This window comes from Aquirufa sp. A-Brett2-W8 (assembly GCF_054558755.1).
The window spans coordinates 41,022-63,925 of the sequence record NZ_JBPXKS010000010.1 but is presented as its reverse complement, the minus strand read 5'-3'; the positions used below and the strand labels follow the sequence as shown (position 1 = coordinate 63,925).

Genomic DNA, 22,904 nt, shown 5'->3' with positions numbered 1-22,904 from the left:
GTTAAACAAGAAAAGCATCCTTTACAGAATGCTTTTCTAATCGAAATTAAAAAATCTTAATAGAACTTGTAGCGTTTGTCTACAATATTCGCATTTTCTTTAATCGCTTCGTTAATATAGAACGATGAACGTTGTGTGTTCATCTGTTGGATTTGATTCTTAAAGCTAGAGTAATCCGCTAGAGCTGGAGCAGTTAATTCACCTGTTTTCTCCGCGATAAACACACCATTATCTCCTACGAACACTTTCGAACGCTTACCGTTTTTCAAACCAGCAATACGACCTAAGGCCACCGCATCAGGACCAGCTGTGTTTAACATACCGCCAGCTAACGTAACATCTTGCACGTTTTCTACTAAAGCACCCGCGCCATAAGCCTGTGCGATTTGCTCTAATGAACCAGTCTTGTTAGCTAATTTCTTAGCGATCATTTCACCTTTCAATTGGTTACGAACTAAAGACGTTAATTCGATGCGGAAGTCTTCTACTTTCACATTTTCCTTATCAGACTTGCCTGTTACATAAGCCACGATGTATTGAGAATCTTGCTCAAATACTTTCTTAGAACCATCGCCTAGGGAAGTATTATCATCAAATGCCCAACGTACGATTTCACGTGCATTCGTTAAATTATTAACTGCAGAGGCATTTTCCGTCAAACGCTCAGCACGCATCATGATTAAGTTTCTATCTTTTTTCAAAGCCACTTCGAACGAAGCTAAATTGCCATTTGCATTCGCAAACGCATCAGCAGTCGTGAACACTTTGTCCATCGTCGCTTGAGACGGAGCAATCGTTTTATTAATCGCTGCTAACTTATAGCTCGTATTCGTTTTCGCATCCGTCACCTTCACCACGTGGAAACCGAATTCTGTTTCTACTACACTTGGCATTAAACCCGCGCCATTAAAACCGAATAAAGCTTTCTCGAATGACTTAGCCATTCCACCATTATTTTTGAAATAACCTAAATCACCACCTTGTTGTGCGGTGCCGTCCATTCCATTCATTTGGGCCAAAGTCTCGAAGCTCGCGCCTCCTTTAATTTGTGCCAAAACAGCTTCCGCACGTGTTCTCGCTTGCGCCTTCGCCGAATCCGTCTTATTCGCTGGTGCGATTAAGATATGGCTAGCACGCATCGTGAACAATGTATCTTTCTTTACGCCACCGTATTTATAGATCGAATACGTTAAGCCACTTTTGAAAGGGCCATAGATACCACCCGGTTGGAAAGTCGCTAATTGCGTCTTAACATCCTCTGGAATCTCCGAATAAGAAACTAAATAAGGAGTACGCACATCTGAATTCAACATTGCAAAAGCAGAATCATTTTGCACTACCGCTAAATCCTTCGCTAATTGCTTGATTTGATTATAAAACTCTACCGTATCTTGTTTCGCAGGAATCACGGGGAAAGTTACATATTGAATCGAACGCGTGTTCGTTCCTTTGAACTCATCCTTGTGCTTCGCTAAATATTCTTCTAATTGAGATTCTTGCACCTTAATACTCGAATCAGCTACCGAGAAGAAGGGAACAAATAAGAATTTCGAGTTGAATTTCGCCGTTTGCGCTTGATATTCCCTCGCTGCATCCGCCTGAGTTACGAAATTAGACATACGCATTAAGTTCTCATACTTAGCACGAAGACGATCTTGAGCGATTGACTTCTCAAAACGATCCCATGCTTGTTGCTGCTCCACTGGCAAAGTCTTCAAATTCTTTAAGAACTGAATCACAAAAGTCTTGTCGAATTGACCCGTTTGTGGATTCGTGAATTGTTGACGAACCGATGGGTGGATGTTATTTCCTTGCACCATGTCGATTAATTCTTCGTCAGAAACCTTGATTCCTAAGGCATCGAATTCTTTTTTGTAAGCGATGTCTAAGATTAATTGGTTCCAAACTTGGTCCCGAATCATGCTCGACTCTTGCTCAGATGGGCCTTTGCCCGTTTGTGCTGTGTAATTCTGCGTAGCTTCTTCTACTTTCTTTTGAAAATCTTGAATCAGGATGCTCTCACCCGCGATTACACCCACTTCTTGCGAGCTAGACCCGAATAAAGATGAATTGCCTTGGAAAATATCACTTCCTACTAGGAACAAAACTAAACTGATAGCAATTGCTGCCGCCGCTATTCCTGACTTCTCTCTAATTTTTGTAATTAATGCCATTATAAAGGATAAATAATTGTTTTTACTTTCTTTTTTGCTCTTGTGTTTTGAACAAAAGAAACGCAAAATAATCACATTTCTAGTTCAAAAGCAAGGGTTAATTTGCTAAAACTGTTTTTAAACTCTGTAAAAATTGATCCGCAATTTTCTGATCGATCGCTAAGCTCGGTAAAAGACGCAACGTATGCTTTCCGGAATAACCGCAGAATATATGCTCTTTAAATAATAAAGCATCTCTCACAGTCCCCACAGGCTGTTCCACTTCAATCCCGATCATCAAACCTCGACCTCTCACTTCCGTGATTCCCTGAATGCCTTTTAATTCTTTTTGAATATAGTCACCAATCTTAGCCGCATTTTCAATCAATTTTTCTTCTTGAATCACATCCAGTACCACATTTGCAGCCGTACACGCTAAATGATTTCCTCCAAAAGTCGTTCCCAACAAACCATAACTCGCTTTAATATGCGGCGCAATCAACACCCCACCAATAGGGAAGCCATTGCCCATACCTTTAGCAGTCGTCATCATATCCGGATGAATCCCCGCATACTGATGCGAGAAGAACTGCCCCGAACGACCATATCCACACTGTACCGAATCTAAAATCAACTGCGCCCCCGTCTCATCACACCGCTTTCTCAACGCCTGCAAAAATGCATCACTCGCCACCTGAATACCACCCACACCCTGAATTCCTTCCACAATCACCGCCGCTGTCTCCTCCGTAATCCCCTCTTCCAAACCCTCAACACCATTAAATGGCAAGAAACTCACGTGCGATGTATCATTAATAGGCGCCACAATGCTCGGATTATCCGTCACCGCCACCGCCCCAGCCGTTCGCCCGTGGAAAGCCTTTGTAAAGGAAACCACCTTCTTACGACCCGTATGAAACGACGCTAATTTCAGCGCATTCTCATTCGATTCCGCACCAGAATTCGTCAAAAACAACGTATAATCATCATACCCCGACACGCGACCCAGCTTCTCCGCTAGCTCCTGTTGCCCAGAAATGATGATTGAATTCGAGTAAAAGCCGATGTGATGAAGCTGTTCCGTCATTCGCTTCACGTAGGTGGGATGCGAGTGCCCGATGGAAATCACCGCGTGACCTCCATATAAATCCAGGTATTCCTGTCCATTTTTATCCCACACGGTACTTCCTTTCGCTTTTACAAGCTCAATGTCGTATAGGGGGTATACGTTGAATAAGTTCATCTATTTTTATTTGAAAGAATAAAGCATAGAGCACAAAGAATAAAGGTGGTTAAAAAATGAGCCTATGGCTTCATTTTTTAGACTTTAGTTAAAACCCTTCATGAACTTATCCGCGAAGCGGATTCTATCTTTATTCTTTATGCTTTGTGCTCTATGCTTTAATTTTATTCTTTGTGCTTTATTCTTTATGCTTTGCGGAAGATTTAGGATTAAAATTAAAACCCCACGGCTTTTAATTTTAATCCTAAATCTTCCTCCCACCCCAGCATCAAATTCATATTCTGAATCGCTTGGCCGGAGGCGCCTTTAATTAAATTATCTATTACGGAGCTGATGATGATTTGGCCCTCATGCACCTGCAAATGAAGAAAACACTTGTTCGTATTCACCACTTGTTTCACATCGACTGCTGCTAGGCTGAGGAAAACGAAAGGGGAATTCGCGTAGAAATCTTCGTATAATTTTTCGGCCTGATCCTGCGTTCCGCTGTAAGGCGTGTATACATTCGCCATGATCCCGCGCGAGAAATTGCCGCGGTAGGGGATAAAATGGATGGCTTGTTGAGTACCTAAAGTCTGTTTAATTTCTGCCAAATGCTGGTGCGTAAACGCCTTGTACACACTCACATTATTATTTCTCCAGGAAAAATGACTGGTAGGCGAAAGCGATTGACCTGCGCCAGTGGAACCCGTTATCGCAGAAACGTGCACGTCTTCGGTGATTAATCCTGCGTTTGCGAGCGGCAAAAGGGCTAATTCGATCGAAGTGGCGAAACAACCTGGGTTGGCGATTTTATTGGCAGATTGGATTTTCTCTTTTTGGAACTCCGGTAAACCATAGACGAAGCCATCGGATTCATCACGGAAGTCCGTGCTCAAATCGATGATTTTCGTATGCCAAGGAATGTCGTTTTCGGCTAAGAATTTTTTGGATTCGCCGTGGCCAGAGCATAAGAAAAGGACGTCTACGGGGGTTAGATCTTTAACAAATCGAAGATGCGTAGAGCCCAATAAATCGGTATGCACATCAGAAATCAATTTTCCTGCCTGTGAATTCGATAAAATACTAGTCAAATGCACGTCAGGGTGATTCACTAAGATTCTTAGTAATTCTCCACCCGTGTAGCCTGCGGCCCCTACGATTCCGATCTTTGCCATCTTATTTTTCGTTAACCTTCCGGTGTATCATGGTTTGGTTAGATACGATCTTCGAGAATCCTCTCACATCGTCTCCACTCCAAGCTTTATTCATTTCGCCATAGGCCCCAAAAACCGACGACATCAAATCGAATTTTGATTCCATTCCCGTCACTTGGAACTGGTAAGGCGCTAAAGTAACGTAAACCGTTCCCGTCACATTTCCTTGCGAATCCGCCAGGAATGTTTCGAAATTACGCATCACTGGCTCTAAGAATTGGCCTTCATGCAATAGGGTTCCGTACATATCACCGATGTTTTGTTTCCAATACAATTGGTGTTTTGTTAATACATGCTTCTCTAATAAATGGTGTGCCTTAATAATGATCAAAGGTGCCGGAGCCTCGAAGCCCACCCGTCCCTTAATCCCAATGATCGTGTCACCCACGTGGATGTCACGGCCGATCGCAAAAGCACCCGCTCTTTCGGTTAACTCACGAATCGCTGCCACGGTCGAAGGGAATTTCTTTCCATCCAAACCGACCAGTTGACCGGCTTCGAATTGCAAGCTAATTTTCTCAGGCGCCGTCTTTGTTAATTGCGTAGGCCAAGCCTTCTCCGGTAAATATCCGTCCGAAGTCAAGGTCTCTTTTCCGCCTACTGACGTGCCCCAAAGGCCTTTATTAATCGAATAAGTCGACTTATGCCATTCTTGAACGACACCTTTTGACTTTAAAAATTCAATTTCATCTTCCCGCGATAATTGTAAGTCGCGAATGGGTGTAATTACCTCACATTCTGGTGCTAGGATTCTGAACACTACATCGAAACGAACTTGGTCGTTTCCCGCGCCTGTACTTCCGTGCGCGATGGCTTTGGCTCCTAATTTGGCCGCATACTTAGCGACTGCCGTAGCTTGAAAAACACGCTCAGCAGAGACAGAAAGGGGATAGGTAGTGTTTTTTAAGACATTGCCAAAAACCAAGTACTTCAAGCAATCCTGGTAATATTCCTCCACCACGTCCAAAGTCACGTGCGACGTAACGCCTAAAGAAAAAGCTTTCTCTTCGATCGTTTTCAACTCCGCCGGCGAAAATCCACCCGTATCCACGAGCGCCGAATGCACTTCCATGCCTCGCTCTTCGGTTAAATATTTCACACAAAAGGAGGTATCTAAACCCCCACTAAACGCTAGAATTACTTTAGGCTTGCTCATATTAATCTATTTCACCTTCTTTTTAAAAGGCAGTAATAATTTCTCTTTAAACTTCTTTAGACGCGTAAAATCAGCGATATTCTTCAAGAATAACCACTTTTCGTCTTTCTCTTCTGGTGATTTTTTGTCTGGATTTTCAGGGTCAAAAATCATTCCCGTACACAAACAGATCTTACGTTCGGTTCGCGTCAGAATGTCAAAATTCACACAGGATTCACATCCCTTCCAGAAATTATCATCTACCGGTAACTCCGCAAAAGTCGTAGGTTCATAGCCTAAGTCGGAATTAATCTTCATGACGGCTAACGAAGTCGTGATACCAATGATTTTAGCCTCAGGGAAACGTTCGCGCGATAATTCAAAAGCGCGCTCTTTTACGGCTTTGGCCACCCCAAACTGCCGGAAAGCGGGCTTTACAATCAATCCCGAGTTAGCGACAAACTTCCCGTGCTGCCACGTTTCCACATAGCAGAAACCCACAAAAGAGCCGTCTGCGTCATCAGTAGCGATGATGGCTTTGCCCTCGGACATCTTCTCTTTAAGGTATTCGGGAGTACGCTTGGCAATTCCAGTTCCGCGTGCTTTGGCTGATTCAGCCATCTCGTGGCAGATGGATTCGGCTAAGGCGAAATGTTGTTCGCTAGCCACTTGAACTGTATATTTATTCATGAATGGACGAAAATGGTAAGAATGAGACAAATTACACACACCTTCTGGGTATCAGACCCGAAAGATGAATCGTCTCCTTCGTCGGAGAATAGATGTGGAGTAATAATTTGAATTAGTAAAGGCCATTTCTTAGTTTTACCATGAGTTTTGTTAACTGCAATACACATTTAACGGTCTAATTTCGGTAAATCTTCGTTTAAATCCCAATAAACCCAAAATTATTTGATGTTAGACCCTTCTCCACTCACTGCCGAAACCCTCGTTTACGCCTATGTGTCTGGCGCATTTCCGATGGCTGAAGAGACCGGCGAGATTCTTTGGTATTGTCCAGATCCCCGGGCGATCATTCCCATCGAAACCTATAAGCCTGCTAAATCACTCAAGCCATTCATTAATCAAAAGCGTTTTGAAATTCGCATTAATACCTGTTTCGAACAAGTGATGCGGAATTGTGCCCTGCCTCGCCCTGGTGAGGAGGAAACCTGGATTTCAGAAGAGCTTGTCCAGGCTTATACAAGCTTACATAAGATGGGATTAGCGCATTCCGTGGAGGCCTGGCAAGACGAAATTTTAGTGGGAGGATTGTATGGCGTGGCATTGGGAGGCGCCTTTTTTGGCGAATCCATGTTCTCGTTGGTTTCTAATTCGTCGAAAATAGCCTTTCATTATTTGGTCCAAATCCTGCGCGAACAAAACTACTCCTTACTCGATTCACAATTCATGAACGACAACGTCTTGCGCTACGGAGCCATCGAAATTACCCGATCAGAATACAAAAAGAGACTCGCCAAAGCCCTAAAAAGCACCTGCGACTTTCAGAAACCCACGATTTAACGTAAATTGCGGCATGTCTAAGCCCATTCTTGTCATCAAATTCGGTTCCTCCTCCATCACCCATAAAAACGGGGAGGTAAATGAGCAGACTTTGGAGAAGATCGCGGCACAAGTTTCCACCCTCACAAAAGACTACCATATCGTCCTCGTTTCCTCCGGCGCCGTCGCAGCAGGCAAGGCATTTTTACTGAATTACAAAGGCACCCTTTCCGAAAGAAAAGCCGCCGCAGCGATCGGAAATCCCATCCTAATCGCTAAATACAACCACTTTTTCTCAAAATACGGCATCGCCATCGCCCAATCGCTTTGCGAACGCCACCACTTTTCCAATCGCGAATCCTTCCTGCAACTAAAGGAAACCTATACCGAACTTTGGAAAAGCAACGTCATTCCCATCGCAAACGAAAATGACGTCGTCTCTAATACCGAACTAAAATTCTCCGATAACGACGAACTCGCGACCCTCATCGCGACCGGCTTCGGCGCAGAAAAACTACTTATATCGACTTCGGTCGGAGGCCTTTTAGACGCAAAAGGCGAAATCATTCGCCACGTCTCTAAAATCGACGCCTCCACTTTATCCGTCGTTTCCTCCGATACCTCATCAACAGGCCTAGGCGGAATGATCTCCAAACTCACCTTCACCCGCCTCGCCATGCGCTTAGGCATCAAAGTAGTTATTTTTGGTCTAGATCAAGCCGGCGGAATCGTCGATGCCCTACACGAAAAAATAGGCACCATCTTCGAAGCGGGCAAAGCCAGCTTAACCGCGCGTCAAAAATGGCTTGCCGCAGGCAGCCTCATCACCGGCAAAGTCGTCCTAGACAAAGGCGCCGTCAAAGCCATCAATTCCCGCAAAAGCCTACTTTCCGTCGGCATCACCGAAATCCTAGGCGATTTCGTGAAAGGCGAAGTAATTGAATTATTAGATTCCACGAAAACTCCATTTGCCATTGCAAGAGCTAGATGCTCGAAGGCGGAGCTGGAGGGGGCTAGCAATGGGGTGGAAGTAGCCAATGCTGACGACATAGTTCTTATATAGTCGCCACTTCGTCGTTTAGTCGTCCTGCGGACTTAGTCATCGCTTCGCGATTTAGTCACGACTTCGTCGTTTAGTCGTCCTGCGGACTTAGTCATCGCTGCGCGATTTAGTCACGACTTCGTCGTTTAGTCGTCCTGCGGACTTAGTCATCGCTGCGCGATTTAGTCACGGCATGCCATAAAATAAAAAAGTCCGAAAAGATTGATTTCTCTCCGGACCCTTTGACTAAGGCGCTCCGCGCCGACTAAATCGCGTAGCGATGACTGAACGACGTAGTCGTGACTAAGACGAAGTCGACTAAGGCGCTTTGCGCCGACTAAGTTGCGCAGCAACGACCCTTTGACTAAGGCGCTTTGCGCCGACTAAGTTGCGCAGCAACGACCCTTTGACTAAGGCGCTCCGCGCCGACTAGCTTAGTCGCGCCGTTTTGCGCGTAGCGCAAAAGCGCACTAAGCTATCACCACCGCTCTCCCACTATCCACATCCTGCTCCACCGTCTTGTACTTCACATTTTCTTTGATGCTTCCATCAGCGAATTGCACCGTGACACGTTGGTTACGGTCTGCGATTTTGATTGCTTGGCGAGGAGCCGCGCGTTCAACCGAAGGGGTAGATGGGTCGTGGTATTCTTCTTGAGAACCGGAAAGGCCGCCTATTAAGGAAGAGATGGCATCGTCTTTGCTCATTTGCAGTTTAGGCGCTTTTTCTTTGGGAGCTTTAGCAGCGGATTGATTCGTTTGTTGAATGGCTGGAATTTCAGCTTTAATGACAAAGCTGATGGTATCCATGTTCACACGGGAGACGAAACGTTGGAAAAGGTTCACTGATTCGAATTTGTAAATCAATAAAGGATCTTTTTGTTCGAATACGGCGTTTTGAACCGATTGTTTCAAATCATCCATTTCGCGTAAATGCTCTTTCCATTCTTGGTCGATGAGCGATAAAGTGATGAATTTCTCCATCTCTTTTACCACCTCTTTCCCTTGAGATTGGATCGTTTTATCGGCATCTACGACGATGGCTGTGGTCATTTGACCATTGCTTATCGGCACTTGAATGCCGGAATAGTTGTGTTGCTTCGCTTCTTGAGCTACTTGAATGACTTGGGAGGCGATGAACTCGTTTTTCGACTTATAATGTTGCTCTGCCGCGAGGAATAATTGTTCCGTTTTTTGGTCCGCAGTCAATTTAGTAAACCCTGAAGCCTCGAATGGCGGCTCCATGCCTAATAGTTCAATCGTCTTTAATTCGAAATCTTCGTAGCTCGTGAACTGAGTCGAAATATCACGGCACACATCGAACAAGATGTTGATGATATCCAGTGAAAGACGTTCGCCTAAAAGGGCGTTTTGGCGACGCTTATAAATGGCGTTACGTTGGTAATTCATCACGTCATCATATTCTAATAGACGTTTACGAATGCCAAAGTTATTCTCCTCCACCTTCTTCTGCGCTCTTTCGATCGACGAGGTAATCATGGAGTGTTGAATCACTTCTCCTTCTTCCATTCCTAGGCGATCCATCACTTTCGCGATACGGTCTGAACCGAATAGACGCATTAAGTTGTCCTCTAGAGATACGAAGAATTGAGAGGAACCCACATCCCCTTGACGTCCGGCACGACCACGTAATTGGCGATCGACGCGACGAGATTCGTGGCGTTCTGTACCGATGATCGCTAGACCACCTGCCGCCTTCGATTCTGGGCTCAGTTTAATATCGGTACCACGACCCGCCATGTTAGTGGCGATCGTTACCTTGCCAGATTGACCCGCTTCTGCGACGATATCCGCCTCGCGAGCGTGTTGTTTGGCATTTAATACATTGTGTTGAATCTTACGAATCGTCAAAAGTCGACTGATCAATTCCGAGTTTTCCACGGAAGTAGTACCTACTAAGACGGGACGCCCTGCTGCCACTAATTCCTGAATTTCCTCTGCCACCGCATTATACTTCTCGCGCACCGTGCGGTATACTTTATCCTCATGATCATCACGTTGAATCACGCGATTTGTCGGAATAGAAATGACATCTAATTTATAAATCGTCCAAAACTCGCCCGCTTCCGTCTCCGCCGTTCCCGTCATACCACCTAATTTATGGTACATGCGGAAATAGTTTTGGAGGGTAACTGTGGCATAGGTTTGGGACGCATCCTCTACATTAACCCCTTCTTTCGCCTCTATCGCCTGGTGTAAACCATCCGAATAACGACGTCCTTCCATCACACGACCCGTTTGCTCATCCACAATCTTCACTTTGCCTTCCACTAGGATATACTCGGTATCTTTCTCAAATAAGGTATAGGCCTTCAATAATTGACTAACCGTATGAATGCGAGACGCTTTCTCGTTATATTCTTGAATCAACTTCTCCTTAGCGCCTAAACGATCGGCATCACTCAATTCCTTGTTTTGCTCAATCTTATTTAGGTCAATGGAAAGGTCAGGCAAAATAAAGAAATTCGGATTTTCCGTATTACCGCTCATGAAGGCTAAGCCTTTTTCGGTCAATTCTACTTGATTATTCTTCTCTTCAATGGTGAATAAAAGCGGCTCGTGCGCTTCTGGCATCAGTTTTTGATTGTCCGCTAAGAAAATACTCTCCGTCTCATTCATCAATTGCTTCATGCCACTTTCAGACAAGAATTTAATCAATGGCTTCGACTTCGGTAATCCTTTATATGCTCTATAAAGAGCTAATCCACCGTCTTTTTTATTTCCAGCGGCGATTAATTTCTTCGCTTCGACCAAGAAGTTTTGGACGATTTGTTTCTGTGCTTCGACTAAAGAATGAATGCGCGGTTGAAAGGCTTCGAACTCTTGTTCATCACCTTTTGGGATAGGTCCAGAGATAATTAAGGGTGTTCTCGCATCATCAATTAACACGGAATCGACCTCATCGACCATCGCAAAATGGTGTGGTCTTTGGACTTGATCCTCTAAACTACGCGCCATATTATCGCGCAAATAATCAAAGCCAAATTCATTATTCGTACCATACGTAATATCGGCCCAATAGGCCACGCGACGTTCTTCTGTATTCGGCTCGTGCTTATCAATACAATCCACTTTTAAACCGTGGAATTCAAATAAGGGCGCATTCCACTCCGAGTCACGTTTTGCTAAGTAATCATTCACGGTTACTAAGTGAACACCGCGACCGGCTAAAGCATTTAAATAGGAGGGAAGCGTCGAAACGAGTGTTTTACCCTCTCCAGTTCCCATCTCAGATATCTTTCCCTGGTGCAATACGATACCCCCGATAAGTTGCACATCATAGTGAATCATATCCCAGGTAATCTCATTTCCAGCAGCTAACCATTGATTTTTCCAAACCGCTTTATCCCCCTCAATCACCACATTCTTCTTCTTAGAGGCAATAAATTTATCTTCTACCGTCGCTGAAACGACTAATTGTTTATTCTCTGTGAAACGACGCGCTGTTTCCTTCACTACCGCAAAGGCTTCTGGTAAGATTTCCAGCAACACGACTTCTAAACTTGAATTACGTTCGATGTTTAATGCATCGATTTCTTGGAAATAACGATCTTTCGCATCTACATCCTCTGTTTCTTCAGCAGAACTATGTAGGGAGGTGATTTGATTATCTATGTCTGCTAAAGATGCAGCAATACGAGACTTGAATTCCGCCGTTTTTCCACGTAATTCGTCATCCGATAAGCTAGTTAATTTAGCGTACTCGATTTTTATGTTCTCAACGATCGGCATCAACGCTTTAATGTCGCGTTCTGATTTCGTGCCAAAAATTTTCGTTACCGATTTACTGATGAATGAAATCATTATAATAATCTATGCTTTGTAGGCGTTTGTAAAAATGAAAAGGCAATTTACCAATTTGAATTTTTATCCTAACTATATTCGATAATATTAATCCCAAAAATTTTTAAAATACAAATTAATTAACTTTTTTTGTAAGTAATTCTGTTTTAATACATGTCTACTGTCACGTCTGCACCTCGCAGAGCTCCGCGCAAAAAATTAAAAATGCCCCTATTCGGAGGAATGGGTGGCGGTTCTTCCGCGAACAAGGATGATTTTTTTGGAAAAAACTTCGGATCTATTCTCATTGCCATGACAGGCATCGCCTTTGCGGCGCAGATTTTCTTGCCTAATCTTTGGTCAGCCAAAGTATATAATGAGCCGGATGAGATTACCGAAATGAGTTGGAATGGAACCATTCGCAAAAAATATACTGACGCTAAGCATCCGAGTGAAATTCATTATTACCTCGTGATAGTAGGAAAGAAAGGAGAGAAGAAGATCGTTGATTTAGTGGAAGCTGATCCAGTTTTCTTTGACCAAATTGCTGTTCCCCAGCGAGTTGATAAAATAGCTAGTTTACTTGATGTTCGCGTTCAGCGTTTTTCTAAACCTGATACGACGATGCGAATCAAATTCACGGAATAATATGCCTGCTTGGAACGCAAAAAATATTGCCCATTTATTATCTAGAAGCCTTTTTGGGTATTCAAAAAATGATTTGTCCGCTGCCCAAGGCTACGCGTCTTTTACTGATCTGCTAGATCAGGCTATTTTAAAAGATTCTCCCCTTCCAGCTGCGCCCAATACCTGGGTGAATACGGTACCAGCCGCCTCTCAGAATACTTCGGGTGAAACGGGAACTTGGTACCGCGAATTTAATTATTGGTGGTTTAACCGGATGCACAAAGAGGGTTTGAGTATGCGAGAGAAAATGGTGCTCTTCTTTCATAACCATTTTGCAAATGAGCGGGATAAAGTACAATATCCCCAAAACATGTACGCCCAAAACGCCCTGTTTCGCAAATATGCCTTTGGGAATTTCAAGCAGTTAGTGAAAGAGATTTCGATCGATCCTGCGATGCTGATTTACTTAGACGGTAATAATTCACGTGGTTCAGTTCCGAATGAGAATTATGGCCGCGAGCTATTGGAATTATTTACCATGGGGATCGGTAATTACACCGAGACAGATGTAAAACAAGCGGCAAAAGTCCTTTCCGGTTGGCAGGTAAGTGGATTAACGGCCACCTTTGTCGCCTCCCGCTGGTATACGGAAGCCAGCGTAACCGTGCTGGGTAAAACGGCTAAATTTGATGTAAACTCCTTAGTGGACCACATTTTTACCCAAAAAGCCACCGCCGAATTTATCTGCCGTAAGCTCTATAAAGAATTTGTTTTCTATAAACCGAACGAAGCTTTTGTCCTTCAAATGGCCGCTGTTCTGAGGTCCAATAACTACGAAATCAAGCCACTGCTGAAGTTTCTATTTACCTCCGATGAATTTTATTCAGCAGCCTACATCGGCAGCAAAATTAAAAATCCTACGGAATTAATGGTGGGAGCGTCAAAGCTCTTAGAATTACCTTCGCCTGACTACATCAATATGTATGAGATGTCGAAAGTCCTTCAAATGCAATTATTCCAGCCACCTGATGTAGCGGGTTGGCCAGGTCAGCGAGAATGGATTTCTTCGACCACCTATTCTTATCGGGGGGGATTTTCGGATTCTTTAATCACCGGTAAACGCTATAATGGCGTAGCGGTAACGGGTAAACTATTTGCCCTAACCTATGCCCAAAGCTTTACTAATTCAGAAAAGGCAGTAGAATTCGTGGATGACGTTTGCCTTTTATTTTTGGCCTTTCCTCCCACCGTAAAAAAGAAGGCCTTTCTCTTAGAAACCTTGTTAGCTGGAACAATCGTGAAGAATTATTCCACTTATTCACCCGGTGCGAATGTGAATTTGCAGCAATTTTTTAAGGCAGTGATGCGCTTACCTGAATTTCAACTCTGTTAATCATGAAAAAAGACCTATCAAGAGCTGAATTTTTGCGAAGAATGGCACTGCTTTCGGGTGGTGTTGGAATTGGTATTTCGGGTATTCCAGGACAGGCCTATGCGCAATTGCCAGCTGGTTTAGCGGCCTCTGTTCCCTCAGGAAACGTGGTCGTTATCATTCAATTATCTGGCGGGAACGATGGCTTAAATACGGTTATTCCAGCTGAAAATGACACTTATTTTTCTAAGCGACCTGATATCGCCATTAAAAAAGCCGATGCCTTAGCCTTGAAAAATGGGATGTATTTGCATCCTTCCATGACCGCTATCAAGTCCTTATATGATCAGGGGAATGTAGCTATTGTCCAAAACGTTGGCTACGCAAACCCCAATCGTTCTCATTTCCGTGCCACGGATATTTGGAATACGGGCTCGGATGCAAACGTAGTATGGGAAGAGGGTTGGGCTGCTCGTTATTTGGCAGAAAAATACCCATCTTATCCTATTGCCATGCCATCGCAACCAATGGCCATCCAATTAGGCTCTGTCGAATCCTTATTGTTTCAGTCAGATGTAGGCCGTTTCGGTACTGTTTTCGAAGACCCCAATCTCTTCTACCAATTAGTTTCCGGCACCTTGACGGATGATGAAATTCCTCCCGCTACACTTGCCGGGGATGAATTAGCGTTTTTAAAGCAAATATCCAGTACCTCCTTGCAATATTCTACCATTATTCGGGACAAAGCCTTGAAAGGATTGAATTCTTTGACCTATCCCAATACTAATTTAGCAAGGCAATTAGGCATCGTGGCAAAATTAATCACCGGAGGCCTAGAAACGCCTGTCTATTTATGCACGATAGGTGGATTCGACACCCATGCGAATCAATTAAACCAGCATGCGAATCTATGGAAGCAAATATCGGATGCAGTTTCAGCCTTTCAGAAAGATCTCAAAACCCAAAATAAAGCCGATAAAGTTACCTTACTGACTTTCTCTGAATTCGGTCGTCGCGTAAATCAAAACGGAACCACCGGCACGGATCATGGAACTGCGGCACCGATGTTCGTTATAGGGAATACGGTTCGAGGGGGACTAGTAGGCGAGAATCCAAATTTGATTGACGTAGACAGCAATGGAGATATTAAGGCTAAATTCGATTACCGCCAAGTATATTCAACGGTATTATCTGATCACTTAGGTTTATCAGCCGCCAGTACTACTGCCATCTTTAAGAAATCCTTTGATCGCTTGCCACTATTCATTAATTCTCCACTGATTGAAGAGGCTGGAGTGAAAATGATATTGATGGATCCAGCTCCTAATCCAGCCTCTGGACAGGTTCGCATTCAATTTGCTGTTTTCGTATCTATGCGAGTGGAGCTAGCTTTATTTGATATGCAAGGCCAAAAACTCGGTCTAATTTTTGAAGGTGACTTAGCCAATGGAACGTATACTTACCCGGTAGATATAGCACAAATGCCGTCCGGTACTTACCTTTTTAGTTTAGCTGCATCAACGGGTCAAAGAATTACCAAACGATTAATCATCGCAAATTAGATTCTTTGTTTATATTTGTAGATTGATGAAAAAGAACCTCTATTTCTTGCTTTTATTAACGCTCTTTAGCTTGTCAGCAAGCGCACAGCGTTGGTCCTATGGTGCTGGCTTAGGCGGTTCCTTATACCATGGTACTTGGGCAAATTGGCATACTTTGCCTAATAACAAAGAGTTTGCGATGACGCGGCCTGCCCTAAATCTACAAGCGCGTTATCAGAATAACCCCACGTTTGCTTACAGGCTTCAGGCGGTGATGACTGATTTGCGTGGAGGGACTGGAAATCGTGTTTCCCCTGTAACGGCGGGACTTCCTGTGACGAATTTTGCGACATCGATTTTTGGATTAGATGCGTTAGTAGAATATAATTTCTTGAATTACCAAAACTCCGTAAAACGGGTGAACAACTGGACTCCCTATTTCTATATAGGTGCTTCTACTGTATTTGCTAAAGTGTCAGGAACGCAAGATGCCGTAGCTTTTAAGACCAATACGAAGATGAGTTATGCGCTCCCTTTCGGAATCGGTTTTAAATACCAATTGTCACCTAGTTGGGGTGTTCAATGGGATTTAGGGGCTAGAAAGACGTTTACAGACGCGTTAGATCGACCTTTGTCTGAAGGAGAAGCGTCCTTTAATTTAACCAAAGGAGATCAATATTTGAATTCATCCATAACGGTCACTTACACGATTCAATCTGTTTTTTGTCCTACCTATTAACAAGTTTTAATTGGATAGAGTGGTCAATATGACTACATTTGCCATCTTGTTACATGCAAATCCTTGATTTAAATTGAAAGAAATAATTGATCTACGTAATGTTCCTGTACACATCGCCGTTATTATGGATGGTAATGGTCGATGGGCAAATCAACAAGGGATCATGGACCGCGTTTTTGGACATCGTTCTGCTTTAAAGGCAGTTCGTGAAACAATCGAAGGATGTGGCGAATTAGGAGTTAAGTTTTTAACGCTTTATGCCTTTTCTACTGAGAATTGGAATCGTCCTAAGGCGGAAGTGAGCGCCTTAATGAGTCTATTAGTCTCTGCGATTAAAGATGAATTACCTGGCATGATTGAGAAAGATATTCGCCTAAAAGCGATCGGGGATTTAAATAAATTACCGACATCTTCTAGGGTAGAATTAGAGAAAGCAATGGCGAAAACAGCAAATAATAAGGGTTTAACCTTGAATTTAGCGCTTTCGTATTCTGGGAAATGGGATTTAGTTCAAGCGACCCAGCAGATTGCTGAAAAAGTAAAAAGTGGAGAATTAAATATTGAATCGATAGATTCAAATACCATACAATCCTATTTGTCTACGGCAGAAATGCCTGATCCAGATTTGATGATTAGAACCGGTGGAGATCACCGGATTAGTAATTTTATGCTGTGGCAATTAGCCTATGCAGAATTGTATATTTTTGAAGATTTGTTTTGGCCTGACTTTAGAAAAGAACATCTAAAGGAGGCAATTATAGACTTTCAAATCCGTGAAAGACGTTTTGGAAAGATAAGTGAACAATTAAATTAAGGGCTGAAGCCCCCGTATGAAAAAATCAATTGCCACCCGATTAATGAATAAAATTAGCCTCTTTTTAGGACTACTGATTTTTATCTTTGGAGCTTATTCTGCTTCTGCCCAAATTTTGGGTGGAGTGCGTTCTATCAGCTCTTCGCTTCCGGAAACGAGCTTTTCGTATGCAGATCCTAAGGAATATTCCATCGCCGATATACAGGTTACAGGTTCTCAGTTTTATGATGGAACTTCCATGATCAATATCTCGGGTTTACAGGTAGGGGATAAAATTAAAGTGCCTGGTGATGCCATTGGAGCGGCGATTCGCAAAATCATGAATCAAGGTATCTTAGATGAGGTCCTAATTTATGCTACGAAGTCAGAGGAAGGAAAAATTTGGTTAGTGATTGAATTAAAAGAGCGACCTCGTTTGGCCTCGATTCAATATACGGGTATCAGAAAAGGCGAGCAAGAGGCGTTGAATGAAAAAATGAAGACGTATAAAGGTAAGATCATCACAGAAACACTTCGTAAAAATCTAGAGCTTACCATTCGCAAATACTACCAGGAAAAGGGTCGTTTAAACGCGAAGACTAAATCGACGATTAAGACAGATTCGCTTCGGGGGAATAATGCCATATTACAAATAGTGGTGGATAAAGGGGAGAAGGTAAAGGTGAATAAAATTGTCTTGAATGGTATTGATGAAAAATACCGATCGTTGATTTTAAGAAAGATTAAGAATACGAAGCAGATCCGTTTTGGACGCGTTTTCAAGCCCTCTAAATTCGTTCCTAAGAAGTGGGATGAAGATAAGCAGAAACTGTTAGAGGCGATGAATAAATTAGGCTACCGCGATTTCCAACTGAAGTCTGACTCCGTGGCTAATTTTAATAATGAATCGATTAATCTGGTATTAAACATCGTTCAAGGTGCTAAATACTATTATAGAAGCATTCGCTTTGAAGGAAATTACATTTATCCAGATTCCTTATTACGGGATGTGTTAGGTGTAAAGAAAGGCGATGTGTATAATACGGAGGAGTTAGATAAGAAAATGAATTCAAATCCTGGCGAGGACTTAAGTTCGGTCTACATGGATAATGGGTATTTATACTACCACGCAGAACCAGTGGAAACAGCCATCGAAGGCGATTCAATAGACTTAACTATTCGTATCTCGGAAGGTAAGCAGGCAACGATTAATAAAGTGACTTTAAATGGTAACACGAAAACATCCGATCACGTGGTGATGCGGGAGATTCGTACTTTACCAGGTCAAAAGTTTAATAAATCAGCCATCATTCGTACGGTGCGCGAGCTTTCAACTATCGGATATTTTAACCCGGAAAAAATTAGCCCTAACCCGATTCCTCGTCCTGATGGAACAGTAGACATTGAATATAATGTAGAGGAAAAAGCATCGGATCAAATCGAGCTTTCCGGAGGTTGGGGAGGTTATATCGGCTTCGTAGGTACTTTAGGGGTTGTATTTAATAACTTCTCTGCGAAGAACATATTTAACACGAAATCTTACCATCCATTGCCTGCAGGAGATGGCCAAAAGCTAGCCATTCGTTTTCAAGCAAACGGTGCTTCTTTTCAAAATTATAGCTTAACATTTACAGAGCCATGGTTAGGAGGTAAAAAGCCTAACTCCTTCTCTATAGCGTTAAACAGTAGTATTTCTTACCCGTATAAATTTCGTCAAACGGGATACAATAATTTCGGTGGCGGTGGCCTAGGTGGCAGTGGTTTCGGTGGTGGCGGTTTCGGTGGTTATGGTGGTGGTTTTGGTGGCTATGGTGGAGGTTACGGTGGTATGAATAATTACTCTGTGCCTGATTCCTTAGTAGATGCCCACTTTAATGTGACTAGTTTGTCTTTAAGTTTAGGAAAAAGATTAAAATGGCCAGATGATTATTTCTCGCTAAGCCATTCGATTTCTTTCTCTCGCTTCGACGTGGATCGCTATTATACTTGGGCTTACCCACAAGGAATTTCTACATCTGTCACCTTTATGACGAACTTCTCTAGAAATAGTATTGATAATCCTACTTTCCCGCGTTCTGGATCTAGCTTTTCTCTTTCAGGCACGTTGACACCTCCCTTCACTCTTTTAGGTTTGAATAAAGATAATCTTTTAATCGAGTACCATAAGTGGATGATGGACGCAAGTTGGTTTAGTCCTTTAGTAGGTAAGCTTATCTTACATACGCGCGCTCACTTAGGATTCCTAGGATCTTATGGAGGCAAAGAGACGACTCGATTTGAACGATTCGACTTAGGAGGTTCTGGTATGGTACAAGGATTCTCCTTTAACCGTGATATCGTCGGTTTAAGAGGTTATAAAGACCGTGTGATTGGACCGTCAGGTTCTTATGGTAATGGTGGTGTGGCGTATAACAAATTCGTGATGGAAGTTCGTTACCCAGTTTCCTTGAATCCGTCAGCTACCATCTTCATATTAGGTTTTGCTGAGGGAGGAAATAACTTTTCGTCATTAAATGAATACAATCCATTTAACTTGTATAAATCGGCAGGTTTAGGAGCGCGTATCTTTATGCCAGCCTTTGGAATGATTGGAATTGATTATGGAATGGGCTTTGATAAGCCACGTCCGGGAGATACTGATTTTGGACGTCAAGCATTTACCTTCTCGATCGGCCAACAACTTAGATAAGTGCGATGCGTTTTTGGATGACATTTCTCGTGTTTCTGTTTTTTGCAAGTGCTTCATTTGCGCAAAAATTCGGTTATGTGGATACGGAATTCATTACATCTAAGATGCCGGATTATGCCAAAGTCCAGCAGCAGATAGACCAGAATACAAAGACTTGGTTAGCAGAGGTAGATAAGAAAAAAACGGAACTAGATAAACTTGAGAAAGAATTTAAACTCGAAGAGCTTTTATTAACGGAGGATCTAAAGCAACAGCGTTTAGCTGCGATTCAAGCAAAGAACAAAGAAGCAAAGGCTTTTGAGAATCAAGTTTTTGGTGCAGAAGGCGAGTTGTTCAAGTTAAAGCAAGCTGCGTTTAAGTCTATATTAGACCAAATAGCAAAGGCGATTGAAAAAGTTGTTCGAGCAAAACGTTTGGATTTTATCTTTGATAAGGCGAATGATGGCTTAGTCTTGTTGTATACGAATCCAGTTCACGACTATTCTGACTATGTTTTAGAAGAGCTTGGATTAGAGTTAGACCCTAATTTGGTAGAAAAAGCAAAGAAAGAGGAGGCACAAGAGCCGAAAAGTCCTAAAAAGAATTAATTTTACCCTAAATAATACAGAGAACACAAACAAATTATTAATACTCATGAAAAACAAGTTTATTTTGGCCGCAGGCCTACTTTTCGGATTAGTTGCTTTGCCTGCTACGGCTCAAGTAAAAATCGGATTCATCTACCAAGAGAAAATTTATAGCCAAATGCCAGAGGCTAAGCAAGTAGAGGAAGATTTGAAAAATACAGAGAAGCAATACCAAACATTGATTCAAGCGAAAATTAAAGATTTTCAAGATAAAGCAGCTGTCTATGAGAAAATGCCAGCTAACACGTCTGATATCATCAAACAAGATAAAGAGAAGGAATTGCAGAACTTGCAAACTTCGATTCAAGAGTTCCAACAAAATGCGCAGACTTCTATCCAAAAGAAGCAAGCTCAATTGTTACAACCTATCGTAAAGAAAATTGAAGAAAACATGCACGTAGTAGCTAAAGAGAATGCGTATACATTCGTTTTTAACAACTATGAGCCAGGAACAGGTGCTAATCCAGTGGTATTGCACTTCCCTGAAGAGGCAGATATTTCTGACTTAGTATTAAAGAAAATGGGAATTACTCCTCGCCCTGCAGGTGCACCAGCTCCAGCAGCAGCGACTCCAGCAGCGCCAGCAGCAAAGCCAGCAGCTCCTAAAAAGTAATTCTTTTAAAAGTATAGAGGGAAGCCTGATCGGAAACGTTCAGGCTTTTTTTATTGTTCCTTTGTGAGGAATTTATTCTGGAACAATAATATAGACATCACGCCACAAAATATGGCGGCATCCGCGAAATTAAAGATGGGTGTTGAATAATACGATCCGCCCCATAAAGGAATCCAAGTAGGCAAAGTTCCTTCATAGAAATCAGCAAAAAACATATCAATTACTTGGCCATGAAACCATTGCATGGGTGCTCCAGCGGGTGAATTATTAAACCAAACTCCGTAAAAAACAGAGTCAATCAAATTGCCAATCGCCCCACCTAAAATCAAGGCCACCGACACTAAAAGACCCTTGGGGCTATTTTTAAACGTTAAAGAATGCAAGTAATACCCGAGGCCGAACATAGCAAAAATTCGGAAAGTAGTGAGGATTAATTTCCCCCAAATTGATCCAATTTGAATCCCAAAAGCCATACCCGGGTTCAGCGTATAATGTAATTTAAAGAAGTCGCCGATAAGGGGAATTTGGCCAAAATAACCTGGCTCCATCCACGTGTGAACCCCAATTTTAATCCCTTGATCCAAGGCAATAATGAAGGCACTTAATAAGAAATAGCGGTAGTTTTTCATGCGTTGTTTCGGCGGTTTACTTCTTTTTGTAGCAAGGCAAATTCACGAGAGGTTTGTCCAGCAATGGAGCTATTCTCCTCTGCACGTCTGAAAAGATAGGGCATGACGGTATCCACAGGTCCATAAGGCACATATTTTGCCACATTATATCCCGATGCTGCTAAATTATAGGAGATGTTATCTGACATGCCTAATAGCTGAGCAAAATAAATATGGGGATGATTTTGTGCAATTTGAAGCGCATTCATCGCATAACAAAGTCGTAAACAGCTCGCTTCATTATGCGTTCCCATACAAAAATGTACGTGGTCTAGGTGCTTTAAACACAATTCCACCCCTAAATCATAATCTTTATCGGTATCTTCTTTGCACACATGTAGAGGTTCAGAATACTCCTCTTCATGGGCCTTTTGACGTTCTTTTTCTAAATATGCTCCTCGAACTAATTTCACTCCTAATAAGTAGTTGTTTTCCTTAGCCGCCGCAATCGCTTCTTGTAAGTTTGCCAGCATGTCATGGCGGTACATTTGGAAAGTATTGTAGATGATGGCCGTTTTTTGATTGTACTTTGCCATCATTTCATACGTCAATCGGTCGATCGTCGTTTGAATCCAACTTTCCTCTGCATCGATAAAAAGCCGAACATTTAAGTCATACGCTAATTGGCATATTTCCCCAAATAACTCCTTACTATGATCAAAATTCTCCTGATCCTCTTCCGATAATCCGGCTTCAGTTTGTGCTATTTCCAAAAACTCTGCCTTAAAGATCCCCGTCACTTTGAATACAGCAAAAGGAATGGCTGGATTTTCAGCTGATTTTCGGATCGTTTTGAGGATTTCCTCTTTCGTTTTTTGGAATGATTTTTCGCTTTCTTCCCCTTCTACTGAGTAATCCAAAATGGTGCCAATTTTTGCTTTTTCAAGTTCCTGAATCGTTGATTCACAGCCATCTATGGTTTCTCCCCCACAAAATTGGGCGAAAATCGTGCTTTTTATGACTTTTTTGATGGGAAAATGCAGGAAAAGGAACAATTTGATAAAAAAAGTACCTAAATTTACAAGCCAATTTTGATTCATTGTGGCGAAAATCCAATAGGACTTCTTCAACTGAAAATTGTTTTTTGATGCGAATGCTATCTTAGTATCCTCAAACGATAAATTGGATGAGGTTGATGTCATGGTTTTTTTTGTCATTGGG

At 42.5% G+C, this 22,904-nt stretch carries 18 protein-coding genes; 10 read left to right on the top strand and 8 right to left on the bottom strand.

Features of this window, described 5'->3' with window-relative positions; translation table 11 throughout:
- Positions 1-56: 56 nt before the first annotated feature.
- The 5 genes from ACST13_RS10635 to ACST13_RS10615 form a co-directional block, all read right to left on the bottom strand.
- A complete protein-coding gene (locus ACST13_RS10635) occupies positions 57-2,174 on the bottom strand; it encodes a peptidylprolyl isomerase (protein WP_459523177.1) in 2,118 nt (705 codons plus the stop codon).
- Positions 2,175-2,271: 97 nt separating this feature from the next.
- Entirely contained in the window at positions 2,272-3,396 is a 1,125-nt protein-coding gene (locus ACST13_RS10630) for an aspartate aminotransferase family protein (protein WP_459523176.1), read from the bottom strand.
- Positions 3,397-3,611: 215 nt separating this feature from the next.
- Positions 3,612-4,553 carry an N-acetyl-gamma-glutamyl-phosphate reductase gene (argC, locus tag ACST13_RS10625; RefSeq protein ID WP_459523175.1) on the bottom strand — a complete coding sequence of 314 codons (942 nt, stop codon included), beginning with the start codon at positions 4,551-4,553 and terminating at the stop codon, positions 3,612-3,614.
- A gap of 1 nt (position 4,554) precedes the next feature.
- Positions 4,555-5,748 (bottom strand): argininosuccinate synthase, encoded by a 1,194-nt coding sequence (locus ACST13_RS10620; RefSeq protein ID WP_459523174.1) that lies wholly within the window; start codon positions 5,746-5,748, stop codon positions 4,555-4,557.
- A gap of 6 nt (positions 5,749-5,754) precedes the next feature.
- A complete protein-coding gene (locus ACST13_RS10615; protein ID WP_459523173.1) occupies positions 5,755-6,417 on the bottom strand; it encodes a GNAT family N-acetyltransferase in 663 nt (220 codons plus the stop codon).
- A 225-nt stretch (positions 6,418-6,642) separates the two neighbouring features.
- Here ACST13_RS10615 and aat point away from each other — a divergent pair, with 225 nt between their 5' ends.
- Both aat and proB read left to right on the top strand, forming a co-directional pair.
- Positions 6,643-7,251, top strand: coding sequence for a leucyl/phenylalanyl-tRNA--protein transferase (gene aat, locus ACST13_RS10610; RefSeq protein ID WP_459523172.1), 609 nt, complete (start codon positions 6,643-6,645; stop codon positions 7,249-7,251).
- Between the two features lie 13 nt (positions 7,252-7,264).
- Positions 7,265-8,293 carry a glutamate 5-kinase gene (gene proB, locus ACST13_RS10605; RefSeq protein ID WP_459523171.1) on the top strand — a complete coding sequence of 343 codons (1,029 nt, stop codon included), beginning with the start codon at positions 7,265-7,267 and terminating at the stop codon, positions 8,291-8,293.
- 449 nt (positions 8,294-8,742) lie between these two features.
- On the opposite strand, the gene secA is transcribed toward proB, so the two are convergent.
- Positions 8,743-12,096, bottom strand: a complete 3,354-nt coding sequence (gene secA / locus ACST13_RS10600) for a preprotein translocase subunit SecA (protein WP_459523170.1) — start codon at positions 12,094-12,096, stop codon at positions 8,743-8,745.
- Positions 12,097-12,249: 153 nt separating this feature from the next.
- Between secA and ACST13_RS10595 the strand changes: the two genes are divergently transcribed.
- The 8 genes from ACST13_RS10595 to ACST13_RS10560 all read left to right on the top strand — a co-directional run bounded on the left by ACST13_RS10595 (position 12,250) and on the right by ACST13_RS10560 (position 21,075).
- Positions 12,250-12,723, top strand: coding sequence for a hypothetical protein (locus ACST13_RS10595; protein ID WP_459523169.1), 474 nt, complete (start codon positions 12,250-12,252; stop codon positions 12,721-12,723).
- Between the two features lies 1 nt (position 12,724).
- Positions 12,725-14,095: a DUF1800 domain-containing protein gene (locus ACST13_RS10590; protein WP_459523168.1), complete on the top strand. Its 1,371-nt coding sequence runs from the start codon at positions 12,725-12,727 to the stop codon at positions 14,093-14,095.
- Between the two features lie 2 nt (positions 14,096-14,097).
- Complete coding sequence (locus ACST13_RS10585; protein ID WP_459523167.1) at positions 14,098-15,636, top strand: DUF1501 domain-containing protein; 1,539 nt, start codon at positions 14,098-14,100, stop codon at positions 15,634-15,636.
- A gap of 25 nt (positions 15,637-15,661) precedes the next feature.
- Positions 15,662-16,354, top strand: coding sequence for a DUF6089 family protein (locus tag ACST13_RS10580; protein WP_459523166.1), 693 nt, complete (start codon positions 15,662-15,664; stop codon positions 16,352-16,354).
- Positions 16,355-16,427: 73 nt separating this feature from the next.
- Positions 16,428-17,168: an isoprenyl transferase gene (locus ACST13_RS10575; RefSeq protein ID WP_459523165.1), complete on the top strand. Its 741-nt coding sequence runs from the start codon at positions 16,428-16,430 to the stop codon at positions 17,166-17,168.
- Positions 17,169-17,184: 16 nt separating this feature from the next.
- Positions 17,185-19,836 (top strand): outer membrane protein assembly factor BamA, encoded by a 2,652-nt coding sequence (gene bamA / locus ACST13_RS10570; protein WP_459523164.1) that lies wholly within the window; start codon positions 17,185-17,187, stop codon positions 19,834-19,836.
- 5 nt (positions 19,837-19,841) lie between these two features.
- Positions 19,842-20,423 (top strand): OmpH/Skp family outer membrane protein, encoded by a 582-nt coding sequence (locus ACST13_RS10565; RefSeq protein WP_459523163.1) that lies wholly within the window; start codon positions 19,842-19,844, stop codon positions 20,421-20,423.
- A 46-nt stretch (positions 20,424-20,469) separates the two neighbouring features.
- A complete protein-coding gene (locus ACST13_RS10560; RefSeq protein ID WP_459523162.1) occupies positions 20,470-21,075 on the top strand; it encodes an OmpH/Skp family outer membrane protein in 606 nt (201 codons plus the stop codon).
- Between the two features lie 50 nt (positions 21,076-21,125).
- Here ACST13_RS10560 and ACST13_RS10555 read toward each other — a convergent pair whose 3' ends face one another.
- Entirely contained in the window at positions 21,126-21,704 is a 579-nt protein-coding gene (locus ACST13_RS10555) for a lipoprotein signal peptidase (RefSeq protein ID WP_459523161.1), read from the bottom strand.
- Complete coding sequence (locus tag ACST13_RS10550; RefSeq protein WP_459523160.1) at positions 21,701-22,900, bottom strand: proline dehydrogenase family protein; 1,200 nt, start codon at positions 22,898-22,900, stop codon at positions 21,701-21,703. The genes ACST13_RS10555 and ACST13_RS10550 overlap by 4 nt, the downstream gene beginning before the upstream one ends.
- Positions 22,901-22,904: the final 4 nt, after the last annotated feature.